General features: G+C 65.5%; 16 protein-coding genes. 12 read left to right on the top strand and 4 right to left on the bottom strand.

Features of this window, described 5'->3' with window-relative positions; all coding sequences use genetic code 11:
- Window positions 1-150 precede the first annotated feature (150 nt).
- From ccmC to BLW56_RS00355, 10 genes are all read left to right on the top strand, one after another.
- Window positions 151-885: a heme ABC transporter permease CcmC gene (gene ccmC, locus BLW56_RS00395; protein ID WP_093508722.1), complete on the top strand. Its 735-nt coding sequence runs from the start codon at window positions 151-153 to the stop codon at window positions 883-885.
- A gap of 3 nt (window positions 886-888) precedes the next feature.
- Complete coding sequence (locus BLW56_RS20255; protein ID WP_143043317.1) at window positions 889-1044, top strand: heme exporter protein CcmD; 156 nt, start codon at window positions 889-891, stop codon at window positions 1042-1044.
- Window positions 1041-1478: a cytochrome c maturation protein CcmE gene (ccmE, locus tag BLW56_RS00390; RefSeq protein ID WP_093508721.1), complete on the top strand. Its 438-nt coding sequence runs from the start codon at window positions 1041-1043 to the stop codon at window positions 1476-1478. Before BLW56_RS20255 ends, ccmE begins: the two co-directional genes overlap by 4 nt.
- Window positions 1475-3445 (top strand): heme lyase CcmF/NrfE family subunit, encoded by a 1971-nt coding sequence (locus BLW56_RS00385; RefSeq protein WP_093508720.1) that lies wholly within the window; start codon window positions 1475-1477, stop codon window positions 3443-3445. The genes ccmE and BLW56_RS00385 overlap by 4 nt, the downstream gene beginning before the upstream one ends.
- Window positions 3442-3972: a DsbE family thiol:disulfide interchange protein gene (locus BLW56_RS00380; protein ID WP_093508719.1), complete on the top strand. Its 531-nt coding sequence runs from the start codon at window positions 3442-3444 to the stop codon at window positions 3970-3972. The genes BLW56_RS00385 and BLW56_RS00380 overlap by 4 nt, the downstream gene beginning before the upstream one ends.
- On the top strand, window positions 3969-4403 hold the full coding sequence (locus BLW56_RS00375) for a cytochrome c-type biogenesis protein (RefSeq protein WP_093508718.1): 435 nt from the start codon (window positions 3969-3971) through the stop codon (window positions 4401-4403). The genes BLW56_RS00380 and BLW56_RS00375 overlap by 4 nt, the downstream gene beginning before the upstream one ends.
- Window positions 4400-5095 carry a tetratricopeptide repeat protein gene (locus BLW56_RS00370; protein WP_256203236.1) on the top strand — a complete coding sequence of 232 codons (696 nt, stop codon included), beginning with the start codon at window positions 4400-4402 and terminating at the stop codon, window positions 5093-5095. The genes BLW56_RS00375 and BLW56_RS00370 overlap by 4 nt, the downstream gene beginning before the upstream one ends.
- A gap of 39 nt (window positions 5096-5134) precedes the next feature.
- Window positions 5135-7096, top strand: coding sequence for a potassium transporter Kup (locus BLW56_RS00365; RefSeq protein WP_093508717.1), 1962 nt, complete (start codon window positions 5135-5137; stop codon window positions 7094-7096).
- 102 nt (window positions 7097-7198) lie between these two features.
- Window positions 7199-8047: a hypothetical protein gene (locus tag BLW56_RS00360; protein WP_093508716.1), complete on the top strand. Its 849-nt coding sequence runs from the start codon at window positions 7199-7201 to the stop codon at window positions 8045-8047.
- Window positions 8047-8523, top strand: coding sequence for an AHH domain-containing protein (locus tag BLW56_RS00355; RefSeq protein ID WP_093508715.1), 477 nt, complete (start codon window positions 8047-8049; stop codon window positions 8521-8523). The genes BLW56_RS00360 and BLW56_RS00355 overlap by 1 nt, the downstream gene beginning before the upstream one ends.
- Before the next feature lie 31 nt (window positions 8524-8554).
- Here BLW56_RS00355 and BLW56_RS00350 read toward each other — a convergent pair whose 3' ends face one another.
- Both BLW56_RS00350 and BLW56_RS00345 read right to left on the bottom strand, forming a co-directional pair.
- Complete coding sequence (locus BLW56_RS00350) at window positions 8555-9259, bottom strand: glutathione S-transferase family protein (RefSeq protein WP_093508714.1); 705 nt, start codon at window positions 9257-9259, stop codon at window positions 8555-8557.
- A 4-nt stretch (window positions 9260-9263) separates the two neighbouring features.
- Window positions 9264-10427 carry a CaiB/BaiF CoA transferase family protein gene (locus BLW56_RS00345; protein WP_177175741.1) on the bottom strand — a complete coding sequence of 388 codons (1164 nt, stop codon included), beginning with the start codon at window positions 10425-10427 and terminating at the stop codon, window positions 9264-9266.
- 118 nt (window positions 10428-10545) lie between these two features.
- Between BLW56_RS00345 and BLW56_RS00340 the strand changes: the two genes are divergently transcribed.
- On the top strand, window positions 10546-11448 hold the full coding sequence (locus BLW56_RS00340; protein WP_093508712.1) for a hydroxymethylglutaryl-CoA lyase: 903 nt from the start codon (window positions 10546-10548) through the stop codon (window positions 11446-11448).
- Here the strand turns inward: BLW56_RS00340 and BLW56_RS00335 are convergent.
- Window positions 11445-12356 carry an EamA family transporter gene (locus tag BLW56_RS00335; protein ID WP_093508711.1) on the bottom strand — a complete coding sequence of 304 codons (912 nt, stop codon included), beginning with the start codon at window positions 12354-12356 and terminating at the stop codon, window positions 11445-11447. The genes BLW56_RS00340 and BLW56_RS00335 overlap by 4 nt on opposite strands.
- A gap of 211 nt (window positions 12357-12567) precedes the next feature.
- On the opposite strand from BLW56_RS00335, the gene BLW56_RS00330 reads away from it, so the two are divergent.
- A complete protein-coding gene (locus tag BLW56_RS00330; RefSeq protein WP_093508710.1) occupies window positions 12568-13590 on the top strand; it encodes an acyl-CoA dehydrogenase family protein in 1023 nt (340 codons plus the stop codon).
- Here the strand turns inward: BLW56_RS00330 and BLW56_RS00325 are convergent.
- A complete protein-coding gene (locus tag BLW56_RS00325; protein ID WP_177175740.1) occupies window positions 13587-14717 on the bottom strand; it encodes an acyl-CoA dehydrogenase family protein in 1131 nt (376 codons plus the stop codon). The genes BLW56_RS00330 and BLW56_RS00325 overlap by 4 nt on opposite strands.
- Window positions 14718-14730: the final 13 nt, after the last annotated feature.

The following is a 14730-nucleotide window of genomic DNA, read 5'->3' as shown; positions in this document are numbered from 1 at the left end:
TTTGACATGGCTCAAAGGCAGCAAGCAGGCACGGCGTTAATCGACGACGGTTGACGGTGTGCGCCGGAGCGGCAAAAGAGGAGCCGCCGGGTCGCGCCGGGCAAATTGCTGGACCCCTTTCTCTGGCTCGCTTAAGGACGACGCGACCCGATGCATGCTTACGCCAACCCCACGCGCTTTCTTGCGATTGCCAAGCCGCTGACACCGTGGCTGCTGAGCATCGGGCTGTTGCTCGTGCTCGCGGGCTCGTGGGCCGGATTGGCGATGGTTCCCGGCGACTATAAGCAAGGCGAAACCGCGCGGATCCTGTATGTTCACGTGCCGTCGGCCTGGCTCGGCATGGGCGGCTGGACCTCGCTTGCCATCGCGGGGCTGATCCAGCTCGTGTGGCGCCACCCGTTGTCGGGCATAGCGGCGCGCGCCATCGCCGTACCCGGCATGTTGTTTACCGCGCTTTGCCTTGCGACCGGATCGATCTGGGGGCGCCCGACCTGGGGAACCTGGTGGGAATGGGACGGGCGGATGACCTCGATGCTGGTCCTGCTGTTCCTTTATGCGGGCTTCATTGCTTTGACGAGCGGCGACGACGGGCAGCGGCAAGGCGGATCGCTGTCGCGCGGCGCGGCGATTTATGCGCTGGTCGGCGCGATCAACATTCCGATCATCAACCGCAGCGTCGTGTGGTGGAATAGCCTGCATCAAGGGCCGAGCATCACGCTGCGCGGATCGAGCATCGACGGCGCGCTGTTATGGCCGCTGGGCTTGACCGTGCTTGGTTTTTCGTTGCTATTCGGTGCCATCGTGCTGATGCGGATGCGGCGGATCATCGCCGACAACCGCGTCGCGGCACGGCTCAGGCGGCTGGCGGACGACGAGGGGATTTGACGCGTGACGGGGGTAATCAGCGGGGGCGGTCAGTGGGCGTTTGTCGCCGCGGCCTATGGGCTGACGGTGTTGCTCACCGGCGCGGTGCTGTGGGCAAGCTGGCGCGCAATGAAAAAGGCCGAGAAGCGCAGCGACGCGCTGCGAAAGGATCGTAAGTGAAGGCCAAGCATCAACGGCTGGTTCTGGCGCTGGTCGCGCTGTGCGGCGTCGGCGGTGCCGGCGTGCTCGCCGCGAGTGCGCTGCGCGACGAGGCGGCCTATTTCCGCACGCCGGTCGAGATCGAGGGTGGCAAGGCCGCGGTCGATGAGCCGATGCGGCTGGGTGGGATGGTCGCCAAGGGGAGCATCAAACGCCAGAGCGACGGGCTGACGATCCGCTTCGTCGCAACCGACGGCAAGGCGTCGGTGCCGGTCGAATATACGGGCATCGTCCCCGACCTGTTCGGCGAAGAGAGCGGCATGGTCGCCGACGGCCGGATGCGCGCCGACGGGACATTCGTCGCCGACCGCATCCTCGCGAAGCATGACGAACGCTATATGCCGCCGCAGATGGGTGACATGCCGAAGAATATGAAGGCCCCGGCTGCGACATGATCGCCGAACTCGGTCTGGCCCTGTTGTGGATCGCGGCGGCGCTCGCCTGTCTGTCGCTTGTTGCGGGAACGCTTTTCCTGCGCGGCGGATCGAAGGATCTGGCAGCGCTGGTGCGCCCGGCCAGCGTCGCGCAAGGCGTGCTGACGGCGGTTGCGTTCGGCCTGCTCATTGCATTGTTCGTGCGCTCCGACATGTCGGTCGAGCTTGTCGCGCGGAACAGCAACAGCCTGAAACCGATGATCTTTAAGGTCGCGGGAACGTGGGGCAACCACGAAGGATCGATGCTGCTGTGGCTGATGATCCTGTCGCTGTCGGGCGGGCTGATCGCGATTTTCGAAAAGCGGCTGCGCGAGGACACGCTGATCGCGACGCTGGCCGCGCAGGCCGCGCTGAGCCTCGGCTTCTTTGCTTTCCTGCTGTTTTCGTCGAATCCGTTCAAACGTTTGCCGGTAGCACCGCCCGACGGGCAAGGGCTCAACCCGTTGCTGCAGGACATCGGGCTCGCCTTCCATCCGCCGACGCTTTACGTCGGTTATGTCGGGCTATCGGTCGCGTTCAGCTTTGCCGTCGGTGCGCTGATCACACGCGAGATCGGCCCCGCCTTTGCCCGCGCGATGCGTCCGTGGGTGCTGGGAAGCTGGATCTTCCTGACCCTCGGCATCACCGCGGGCAGTTACTGGGCCTATTATGAGCTGGGCTGGGGCGGCTGGTGGTTCTGGGATCCGGTCGAGAATGTCTCGCTCGTGCCTTGGCTCGCGGGTGCGGCCTTGCTTCATTCGGTGGCGGTGACCGCCACCCGCAACGCGCTGCGCGCGTGGACCGTCATGCTGGCGGTTGTCGGTTTTTCGATGTCGATGGTTGGCACGTTCATCGTCCGGTCGGGGCTGCTCACCAGCGTTCACAGTTTCGCGGTCGATCCCGAGCGCGGCACGTTCCTGCTCGCGCTGATGGCGATTTATATCGGCGGGGCGCTGACCCTGTTCGCGCTCCGCGCCGGAAGCGTCGCCGAGGGCAAGAAATTCGCGCTGCTGAGCCGCGAGGGTTCGCTGGTGATCAACAATCTGTTGCTCACGACGATCCTCGCGCTCGTCCTGCTCGGCACGCTCTATCCGATCGTCGCGGAAGCGATGGGCGAGAAGATTTCGGTCGGTCCGCCTTATTATAACAAGGTCGCCGGGCCGCTGGCGCTGATCCTGTGCCTCGTGATGGTGGCCGGGCCGCTGCTGAACTGGCGCAAGGACGACGGCACGAAATTATGGTCGCGGCTCCCCGCCGCGATCCTCGCGGGCGCAGCGGTTCTCTTCGCGCTCATCCTGTTCGGCGGCAAGGTCGGCATCTTGCCGCTGCTTGGCATGACCGTCGCGGGGATTGTGGCCGTTGCGAGCCTGGCGCCCCTGTGGGGTCGCAACCTGCGCCGCACGCCGTTGCCGACATGGGGCATGGTGGTCGCGCATTTCGGCGTCGCGGTGTGCCTTGCCGGCATGGGCGCCGAAAGCGCCTTCATCAAGGAAAGGCTGGTCGCCGCGGCGCCCGGCGAGGTGGTGAAGGTTGGCGATTTCAAGGTGACGTTCGTTGGCGTCAAGCCGGTGGCAGGCCCCAATTATACCGCGATCGAGGGGACGTTGGTGGCGACGACCCCGTCGGGCGCAAGCTTCACGATGAAGCCCGAAGCGCGCACTTTCCCCGGGCTGATGGGAACCGCGCCGACCGAAACCAACGAGGCCGCGCTGCTGACGCGGCCGGGCGGGCAGCTCTATGCGGTGCTCGGCCAGCCGGTGACGAGCGACGACGGCAGCGCCGACCGTTACCAGATCCGCCTGTGGTGGAAGCCGCTGGTGTGGTGGATATGGCTCGGCGGCGCGCTGATCGCGATCGGCGCCGCGCTGTCGCTGCTGGGGCGTGCGCAATTGCTGAACATCTGGCGCGCGCGTCGCGCCCGCAAAGCCGGGGAGCGTTTCGCGCCATGAAGAACCGCTGGGTCCTGTTTGTACCGCTGGCGATCATGGGGTTGCTGTTCGGCGCCTTCGTCTATCGGCTGGTGACGCCAGCCGAAACGCTGATCCAGTCGCAATGGATCGACAAGCCGATGCCGCTGTTCGACCTGCCGCCGGCGACTGCCGGTGTCGCGGGGCTGAAAAGCAGCCAGCTTGCCGACGGACGCCCGCGGCTGGTCAATGTGTTCGCAAGCTGGTGCATTCCGTGCCGCGCCGAAGCGCCGCAGCTCGAAGCGCTGAAGGCCGCAGGTGTTCCGATCGACGGGATCGCCATCCGCGACCGCCCCGAGGATGTCACGATGTTCCTGCGCGAATATGGCAATCCGTTCGACCGCATCGGGTCGGACATGCAGAGCAGCGTCCAGATCGCATTGGGATCTTCGGGCGTGCCCGAAACCTTCCTGATCGATGGCAAGGGAATCATTCGCGAACAGATTCAGGGCGTGATCCTTGCGGAGCAGGTGCCCGAGATCGTCGCGAAGCTTGAGGCGATGAAGTGAGCCTGCGGTTCGTCCTTCTTTGCCTACTGGGCGCGCTGGCGCTACCGCTGGCGGCGCAGGACCGGCTGCCCCCCGCGCCTTATGCGTATCAGCAACTCAAGGATCCTGCCGACGAAGCGCGTGCAAAGGCGCTGATGGAGGAATTGCGCTGCCTCGTCTGTCAGGGGCAGTCGATTGCGGATAGCGATGCGCCGCTGGCGGGCGATATGCGCCACGAAGTGCGCAGCAAGATCGCGGCGGGCGAAAGCCCGGCGGAAATCAAGACATGGCTCGTCGCGCGTTATGGCAATTGGGTCAGTTACGATCCGCCGTTCGACGGCGCGACGGCGCTGCTTTGGCTCGGGCCCTTGCTCTTCCTCGCGCTCGGCGGATGGCTGGCCTTCGGTCGCTTTCGCCGCAATGCGAACGACGAAGAGGAGGGCGCGGCATGATCTGGCTCTGGGTAGTGCTCGTCGCGCTTTTGACCATTGGCGGCATCTTCTGGCTCGGCAAGCTGCCTGCCGCAGCGCGGCCGCTGGCCGGGGCCGCGGTGATGCTCGGGCTGGCGGGCTATGCGTTGCAGGGCCATCCGTCGCTTGCCGGCAAGCCGGTCGCGGCGCCCGAGGAACCCGAAAGCTTTGGCGACGCGCTGACCGACCAGCGGCAGGGCATGTCCGAACGCTTTGGCCCGGCCGCGCAGTGGCTCGGCATGTCCGACGGTTTTGCGCGCACCGGAAAGACCGAACTTGCGGCGAAGACGCTCGAGAAGGGACTCGAGAAATATCCCGACAATGTCGACCTTTGGGTCGGGCTGGGCAACGCGCTCGCGGCGCATGGCGGCGGCATGATGTCGCCCGCGGCGGCGCTTGCATTCGACGAGGCAGCGAAGCGCGATCCGTCGCATCCGGCGCCGCCCTTCTTTGCGGGTCTTGCGCTGGCGCAGGGGGGCGACCTGAAAGGCGCCGAAGCGGTGTGGAGCCAGCTTCTTGCGCGCAGTCCGGCCGATGCGCCCTGGCGGCGCGACCTCGAGATGCGTCTTGCGCAACTGCGTCAGGCGCTTGGGCCGCAGCTTCCTTCCGAAGCGCCGGCCGAAACTCCTGGTGAAACTCCGGCCGATGCACCGGCCGGGGACGTCCCGAATTGAAACCTATTCCAAAGGCTCAGGCTCGTCTAAAGGCGCGCGATGACTGCTGAGTCGCAACAGGCGGCGGATAGCGCTCCACGCGCTGCCACTGCTGCCGCCGAAACGGCCCATTACGGCCACGGACATCATGGCGATGGCAAGCTGAAGCTTGCCGTCGGTGCAATCGGCGTCGTGTTCGGCGACATTGGCACGAGTCCGCTTTACGCGTTCCGCGAGACATTTGCCGGGCATCACCCGATCGAGCCCGACCGGCTGCACATCTATGGCGTGCTGAGCCTCGTCTTCTGGTCGATGATGCTCGTCGTCACTTTCAAATATGTTCTGACGATCATGAAGGCCGACAACAAGGGCGAGGGGGGCAGCCTTGCGCTCCTCGCGCTGATCAGCCGTTCGTCGGGCGAAAAGCGCTGGACCTGGCCGATCATCTTGCTTGGCGTGTTCGCGACCGCGCTTTTCTATGGCGACAGCATGATCACCCCGGCGATGTCGGTGCTTTCGGCGACCGAGGGGCTGAGTTACGTCAACAAGGGCTTCGAGCCTTATATCGTGCCGATCGCGCTGGCGATCCTGATCGGTATTTTCGCGATTCAGTCGCGCGGGACGGCCAAGGTCGGCGCGCTGTTCGGGCCGATCATGCTCGCCTATTTCACGATGCTTGCGATCCTGGGGATGATCCACATCGTCGACCATCCGGGAATCATCCTCGAGACGCTGAACCCGGTGAACGCGCTGCGCTTCTTTTATGTCGACGGTTTCACCGCCTTCATCGCGCTCGGCGCAGTCGTACTCGCGGTGACGGGGGCCGAGGCGCTTTACGCCGACATGGGGCATTTCGGGCGCGGGCCGATCGGGCTGAGCTGGCTGACCTTTGTCCTGCCCGCGCTGATGCTGAACTATATGGGGCAGGGGGCGATGGTGCTCGAGGCAGAGATGGGGCCGCGCGCCGACCTGATCGCCGATCCCTTTTTCCAGATGATGCCCGAGGCTTGGCAGGTGCCCGTCGTCATCCTCGCGATCCTCGCGACGATCATCGCAAGCCAGGCGGTGATTTCGGGCGCCTTCTCGCTGACCCAGCAGGCGATCCAGCTGGGCTTCATGCCGCGCCTGCGCGTCGAACATACGAGCGCGTCGGCGGCGGGACAGATCTATATCCCGATGGTCAATTGGGGCCTGATGGTGATGGTGATCATCCTCGTCCTCTTCTTCGGATCGTCGAGCAATCTTGCCGCGGCCTATGGCATTGCAGTGACCGGGGCGATGTTCATCGACACCTGTCTGATGAGCGTCGTGCTGTTCACGCTGTGGAAGTGGCCGGCGTGGAAGGCGCTGCCGATCCTTGCGGTCTTCTTCATCGTCGACATCGCCTATTTCGGCGCGAATTTGATCAAAGTGCCCGACGGCGGCTGGGTGCCGCTGGCGATCGGCCTGACCATCTTCACGATGCTGACGACCTGGTCGCGCGGGCGCAAGCTGATGCAGCAGGAAATGGCCGAGGGCGCGATGCCGATCCCGGTCTTCGTCAAATCGGCCGCAAACAGCGCGACACGTGTGCCCGGCACCGCGGTGTTCATGACGTCGAGCAGCGACGGTGTGCCGCACGCGCTGCTCCACAATCTCAAGCACAACAAGGTGCTGCACGCGCGGATCATCCTGCTGACGATCAAGATCGCCGACGTGCCCTTCGTGAAGGAGGAGAAATTCTGCCTGCTCGAAGATCTGGGGCAGGGGTTCCACCGGTTGGTGCTAAATTACGGTTTCATGCAGCCGATCGACGTGCCCGAAGCGCTGACCCGCGTCACGAGCTGCGGCGGCGAGTTCAAGATGATCGAGACCAGCTTTTTCCTGTCGCGGCAGACGCTGATCGCGGCGAGCAAGCCGGGGATGCCTATCTGGCGCGAAAAGCTGTTCGCGTGGATGCTGCGCAATTCGGAAAGCGCGATGGAATATTTCCGCCTGCCGACCAATCGCGTCGTCGAACTGGGAAGCCAGGTCGCGATCTGACGCAGCGGCCGGGATTAACTTCCCGACATGTTCGAATAAGCGTTTGAACATTGTTGCAAGTCTTGCGATGCAGGCGTGAACCCACGAAGGGCGAGCAGCACCATGCATGCCGGGAACAATGATGGCCTGATTCTGCCGGTTCCGCCGGAACCCTTTGCCCTGATTGTCGGAGCGGCGATGCAGCGCGGCGCGGGCGAGAGCATTGAAGCGCTACTACGCCGCATGGGGTTGAAGCCCGAACGGGTCGAAGGCACGAGCGGCGACGCCGAGGCATTGATCGCCGCGCCGCGTTTTCGCCTGACATTCGGAGCTGTGTCGGTCCTCGCCGGGCCTGCCGACGCAGCAGCGCTCGACCTCGCCGATCCCGACCACCCGTCGACGAGCCTGCTCGCCGCGAGCCTGCCGCGCCAATGGCGCGATGGGGGTCTGTGCTGGGTTTTTGTCCCGGAGCGCGAACCCGGACGCAAAGGCGGACCGAAATCGTCGGCCGGCGAGCCGACGCGGATGCGCGAATTTTTCAAGATGATGGTGCTGCTGATCGACCTGTGCGACGCCAGCCACATATTCTGGTCGCCGGCGCGTTTGTGGTCCGACGCCCCGCAATTTCGTGCGTCGATCGCCGAAATGCTGGTCAGCGGGATGCCGCCGATCCTCCATCTCGTCGCATTCCGCCGCAAGGATATCGGCGATGGCGGCGCGAGCATCGGCACGCGGGGGCTCGCGCTGTTTTCCGGGCAGGAACTGGAAGCACGGATACCCGATGGCTGGACGGTCGCCGATATGGTGCGGCGGCTTTCGCGGCTCGCGCTCGACATGATGCTCAACGGGCCGGTCGAGCATGCGCGGACGATGCGCGGTCTGGAGGCGGACGAGTGGGTCGAGATGCTGCCGCCGCCGGGCAAATTGGGTCAGCGATCGACGGTTATCGTCGAGCTCGGCCGCGGTAGCTGATGCCCGGACGCGGCTGGTACAGAGCGCCGCCGCCGCAAACCGGGTTCCAGCGTCATCACCTGATTCCGATCGCGTTGCTTCAGCGCGCCCAGATGGCCGCGATGTTCGAGGAGTTGGTCGGTGAAGGCTTTGCGCTTCAGCATTTCGGTCGCAACGGCCTGATGCTTCCCGCCTGCGAGCCTGCCGCCTTGTTGTCGGGCCACGCGCTGCACCGCGGACCGCATCAGGGATATAGCGATGTCGTCGCGGCGCGGGTCGAGACGATCCGGGCGCATTTCGCGTCCGAGGTGCCGGCCGATCCGCGAACGGCGCGGCGCACTGCGGTTGCGCGATTGCGCCTGTTGCAGGACACGACCCGGCGCGCATTGACCGATCGGCATGGAGCGGGCTTCTGGCTCAACCGCCGCGATCCGATGCGGTTGTTCGTCGACCGCCCCTATCTCGACGATGCGATCGGCAAATTGTTCGGACAGTGACAGGCCGCGTTCGCCGACGTCGCCGACAACCTCAACGCTTCACATGCTGGCGGTCGCCCCACAGGATCGCGCGATGCTCGTCGGTAAAGCCGGTCAGCCCGCCTTCGATCGTCTCGGCGCGCGCGACGCCCGCCTGCATCCCCTCGGCGACCGCGGGGCGCGCCAGCATCGCCGCGCCCCAGCGGTCGACGTTCGGAAAGCGCCCGGCCTTTTCGATGAGCTGACGGCGCAGATAGGGCAGCGTCGCCATGTCGGCGATCGTATAATCGTCGCCCGCGAGCCATTCGGCTTCGCCGAGGCGCTTGTCGAGCACCATCATCAGCCGGTCGACTTCGCGGCTGTAGCGCGCGATCGCATAATCGTGCCGGTCCTTGGCATAATGGGTGAAGTGCGCTTCCTGCCCGAACATCGGGCCGACGCCGGACACCTGAAACATCAGCCATTGCCAGCAGATCGCGCGCTTCGTCGGATCGGCCGGCATGAAACGTCCAGTCTTCTCGGCCAGATAGAGGAGGATCGCCCCCGTTTCCCAAAGAGTGAACGGCGCGCCGCCGGGGCCATCGTCGTCGACGATTACGGGCGTCTTGTTGTTCGGGTTGAGCGCGAGAAATTCGGGGGTGAGCTGATCGCCGGCGAGGATGTCGATATATTCGAGTCGCCAGTCGAGCCCCATTTCAACAAGCGCGATCGCGATCTTGCGCGCATTGGGAGTCGGCCCGCCGTACAGCGTGATCATCGCGTCAAACCTCCCGCCCAAGCCAGCGTTTCAAGATATCCGCCGTATCCTGCCCGACCGCGAGCGGGGCGGGGCGGCGCACGCTGCCCGGGGTCGCCGACAGTTTCGGGAAGACGCCCTGCATCCTGATTTCGCCCAGCTCCGCGTCGGGAACGGTCACGAGCGCATCGCGCGCGGCGAAATGCGGGTCGGCCATCATATCCTCCGCATCAAAGACGCGGCCCGCGGGAACGCCGGCATCGACCATCTTCGCTTCCAGCTCGGCGATCGTCAGCGTCTTCGTCCATTCGCCGATCAGCGCATCGAGTTCCTCCTGCCGCACACCCCGCGCGCGATGCGTCGCATAGCGTTCGTCGCTGGCAAGTTCGGGGCGCCCCATCGCGGCGGCGAGGCGTGCGAAGACGCCGTCCTGGTTGGCGCCGATCAGATATTCGCCGTCCTTGCAGGGATAGACGTTCGACGGCGCGATCGCGGGCAGGGTGGAGCCGGTGCGGCGGCGCTTCGTCCCGCTCGCCGAATAGTCGGAAACCGTCGATTCCATGACCTGCAGCACCGCTTCATAAAGCGCCGAGTCGACGACTTGGCCTTCGCCGGTCTTGCTGCGATGGTGGAGCGCGGCAAGCGCGCCCATACACCCGTAAGTGGCGGCGAGCGTATCGCCGATCGACACCCCCATGCGTGCCGGCGGCAGGTCGGGATAGCCGACGATTCCGCGCCAGCCGCCCATCGCCTCGCCGATGCCGCCGAAACCGGCGCGGGCGGAATAGGGGCCGGTTTGCCCGTAACCCGATACACGCACGACGATCAGCCCCGGGTTCGTCTTGCGCAGTTCCGCGGGATCGAGGTTCCATTTTTCGAGCGTGCCGGGGCGGAAATTCTCGATCAGGATATCGGCTTTGGCGATCAGCTCGCGTGCGAGCGCCTGACCCTCTTCGCTGCGCAGATCGACGGCGACCGAATATTTGTTGCGCGCGATGACGCGCCACCAGCTCGGTTTGTCGCCCTGGCCCCAGTTGCGCATCTGGTCGCCCGTCACCGGCGGTTCGAGCTTGACGATCTCGGCGCCCATGTCGCCGAGCAATTGGCCGCAGAAGGGGCCAGCGATCAGCTGACCCATCTCGACAACCTTGATGCCTTCCAGCGCGCCCCCGCTGCTCGTCTTGCTCATATCATTCCTTTCGCGGTCGACTCTGGTAAGACGACCTGCCTCGCCCATGGCCTTTGTATACTTAGAATGCTATGTAATTTTCAACCTGCTAAATGACTCGGGATAACCAGGACGCAAGATGTTGAAAAATATTGGTGTGGAACTGTTGGAAGTCGGCCCCCGCGACGGGCTGCAAAATGAAAGCGCGATCGTTTCGACCGCCGACAAGCTGGAACTCGTGCGCCATGCGATCGACTATGGCGTCCGGCGTATCGAAGTGACGAGCTTCGTCAATCCGAAGAAGGTGCCGCAACTCGCCGACGCCGAGCAATTGGTCGCGATGCTGCCCGAGCGCGCGGATGTCACCTATATCGGCCTCGTCCTCAACCGGCGCGGCGCCGAGCGCGCACTTGCCGCCGGCCGCATCGACGAACTGGGCGCGGTGTGCGTGACGAGCGACAGTTTCGGCATCCGCAATCAGGGGCAAAGCTCCGACGAATCGCTCGCCGCTGCAATCGAGATCGTGATGCTGGCAAAAGAGGCCGGTCGCGGCGGGCAGATCACCATCGCGACGGCGTTCGGCTGTCCATTCGAGGGCAGGGTCGCGATCGACCGTGTCGTCGAGATGGCGAAGCGTGCCGCCGACGCGTCCCCGCGCGAAATCGCACTTGCCGACACGATCGGCGTCGGCGTTCCGGCACAGGTGTCGGAAATGGTGGGCCGTGTGCGCGAAGCGGTCGGCGACCTGCCGGTGCGCGTCCACTTCCATAACACGCGCGGTACGGGCATCGCCAATGTCTGGGCGGCGGTAGAGGCGGGGGCGGCGACGGTCGACGCGTCGCTCGGCGGGCTTGGCGGCTGTCCCTTTGCGCCGGGCGCGGCAGGGAATGTCGCGACCGAGGATGTGATCTACATGCTCGAAAGAAGCGGCATCGAGACGGGCATCGCGTTGCCGCGGGTCGTCGAGGCGGCCGGATGGCTGGCGGGTGTGATGGGGCGCCCGTTGCCGGGGATGGTCAGCAAGGCGCCCGCTTTCCCCTAGAAAGTTGCGAGCAGCGCCATCACCACACCGCCGACGACGAGCAGCAGGCCAAGGATCTCGTGCCAGCGCACCGGCTCACGCAGGTAGAAATGCGCGAAGCCGATCGTGAAGACGACTTCGACCTGTCCGACGATCCGCACCAGCGCCGCCGGTGCTGCAGCGAAACCGATGTACCAGCAGGCTGAACCCAGCGCCGACAGCAATCCGACCTGGCTCGAATTGCGCCATGTGCGGCAAACGGCGCTTGCGGTGTCGCGGTCGCGCAGCAAAACCCACGCGAGGTGCAGTCCGGTCTGGATCGCCATCACGACGACGAGTGTGACGAGCGCCGACCCGATCAGGTCGACGCCATGGAGTTCGGCGGTCGCGAGCTTCACCGCGATCGCCGCCAGCGCGAACATCGATCCCGCGCCAAGACCGCAAAGCGCGGCCGGCTGGCCGAGGGCGCGCCAGACCTCACGCCCCGAAACGCCGCGTCCGGCGAGCGCGAGCACCAGCACCCCCGCGACGCCACCGACGATCCCGATCCACGCGAGCAGCGGCAATCGCTCGCCGAGGAACAGCGCGGTGACGAGCGCGGCCTGCACCGCTTCGGTCTTTGAAAAGGCGGTGCCGACGACAAAGCCGCGATGACCGAACGCCATGATGAGCAGGATTGTGCCCGCCATCTGGGTGATCGCCCCGGCGACCGCGAAGCCGGCGAAGGTGGTACCGAACGCCGGGAATTTATCGCCCTGAAGCGTCAGCCAGATGGCGGCGAAAATGAAAGCGAAGGGCAAGCCGTATAGATAGCGCACCAGCCCCGCGCCGCTGACGCTGAGTTCGGCGCGCAGGCGTTGTTGCAGCGCGGTGCGCCACGCCTGGAACAGACCGCCGAACAGCGAGGCGGGAAGCCAGATCGGGTTCATGCGATCCCCCCGTCATGCCCGTTTCGTCCGACTCGTCCCGCGCTGCCCATGCCGCGCCATGCAATAGTTTTATTACTAAGTATATGGTGCGCCGGCGATCGCGACGTCCGACCTGTTACGCCAATCAGCTAGACCCGCGGCGCGGCAGGTTGCAGGACAGGGGCGGGAGAGAAAATGACGCACAACCATTCCGCCGGGCCCGCGATCTGAGATGGCCGACCTCGACCTGCCGCTTTCGGACGAGCAACAGATGCTGCGAGGCAGCGTCCAGCGCTTCCTTGCCGACAAGGCGCGCCCGGGATGGCGCGATCTTTCGGATTCGCTCGGACTAGCGGGCATAGCACTGCCCGAAAGCGTCGGGGGTTTCGGCGGCGGGCCGATCGACATTGCCGTCGTGATGGCCGAGCTGGGGCCAGCGCTTGCGGGTGCCGACTGGCTTTCGCATGTCGCCGCAACGGTGGTTCTGGCGGGCGTTGCCCCCGATCATCGGGCGCTGGCCGACCTCGCGGCCGGCAGCCGCCGTATCGCCATCGTCTGCACCGCATCGACCGCGGCGATGCCAGTGGTCGAAGGCGGGCTGGTTCGGGGTAGCGCCGCGCTGGTTGCGGGGGCGGCCGAGGCCGACCTTATCCTCGTCGCGAATGAAGAGGCGGTGCTGCTTATTCCCGCCGATGGCGACAAGGTCGAACAGCGGCATCGCATCATGCACGACGGCAGCGTATCGGCCGACCTTGCCTTCACGCTCAAGCCCGGCGACGCGTCGCCGCTGGCGAGCGGTGACGCCGCGCGCCGATGGACCGACTATGCGAATGATCTGATCCTCGCCGGACGCTGCGCCGAGGCGGTCGGGCTGATGCAGCGCATGATCGCCGACAGCATCGATTATCTCGGGCAGCGCAAACAGTTCGGTACCGCGATCGGCCGCTTCCAGTCGCTCCGCCATCGCGCCGCCGACATGCAGCTCGCGGCAATGAAGGCTGCGGCGCTGACCGAGGAGGCCATTGTCGCGGTCGATCAGGGACGCGCCGATCGCGCGCAGGCGGTCGGCGCCGCCTGCATCGAGGTCGGCGACGCGGTGCGGATCGTCGGCGAAAGCGCGGTACAGATTCACGGCGCGATGGGGCTCACCGAAGAACTCAGCCTCGGCGGACATTTCAAGCGCGCGCTCGCGATTGCCGCGGCATTCGGTCCGCGCGCCGATCAACTCGCGCGCTTTGCCGGAGCGGCGTCCTAACCCAGCATCGTCCGCGCGATCAGGTCGCGCTGGATTTCGTTCGACCCGGCATAGATGGTCGCGGCGCGATCGTTGAGATAGCGGGGCACCGCAACCGCCAGCTCGGCGGGTGCCTGTCCGTCGGCATCGGCCCATGCGGCATGGCCTGCGGCCTCGCACGCGAGCGTATCGATCCGCTGCGCGGTCTCGGTTCCCAGGATTTTGAGCGCCGAGGCATAGAGCGCCGCGCTGCCGCCGACGCCGCGCATCGCCTTCATTTCGAGCGCCTGCAAGGCTTTCAGCGACACAGCCTCGCGGTCGAGCTGCGCGCGTAGCACCGGATCGATGTCATCGCGGGCGCGCAGCCGTTCGAGGCGTCCAATCAGCCCAGGCGCATATCGGCCGCCGCGCTCGAAGGTCAGCAGATGCTTTGCGACCGACCAGCCCTCATTCTCGCCGCCCAGCCGGTTTGCCTGCGGCACGCGGACATCGTCGAAAAAGACCTGGTTGAACTCATGGTCGCCGGCGAGCGTGCGGATCGGTTCGACGGTGAGCCCCGGAGTAGTCATGTCGAGCAGCACGAAGCTGATCCCCGCCTGCGGCTTGCCCTCGTTCGATGTCCGCACCAGCGCGAACATGCGGTTCGCGAAATGGGCATGCGTCGTCCAGATCTTCGATCCGTTCAGGATATAGTCGTCGCCGTCGGGCACCGCGCGCAACTGCAGCGCGGCAAGGTCAGATCCCGCGCCGGGTTCGGAAAAGCCCTGGCACCAATAATCCTCGCCCGACAATATGCGCGGCAGATAGTGCGCGCGCTGTTCGGGGCTGCCATAATGCATGATCACGGGCGCGACCATCTTGAGGCCCATTGGCGCCAGATTGGGCGCGCCGGCCCGTGCGCATTCGGCGGCGAAGATATAGCGTTCGATTTCGCTCCAGCCCGGGCCGCCGAATTCGGCCGGCCAATCGGGCGCCGCCCAGCCATGCGCATGGAGGATGCGCTGCCAGGGCAGGGAAATCGCGGGATCGATGAAAACGCTCGTCGCGCGCGCCGCAGCGCGGCGGATGTCATCGGGCAGGTGCGCCGCGAGAAAGCCGCGAACCTCTTCGCGAAATGCCGCCAGCGCCGGGTCGTTCGGCATATCCATGCGACGGGCTTAG

It is taken from the genome of Sphingopyxis sp. YR583 (assembly GCF_900108295.1).
Taxonomy (GTDB): Bacteria; Pseudomonadota; Alphaproteobacteria; order Sphingomonadales; family Sphingomonadaceae; genus Sphingopyxis.
The sequence above is the reverse complement of the archived record's forward strand: the minus strand, read 5'-3'. Positions and strand labels throughout refer to the sequence as shown.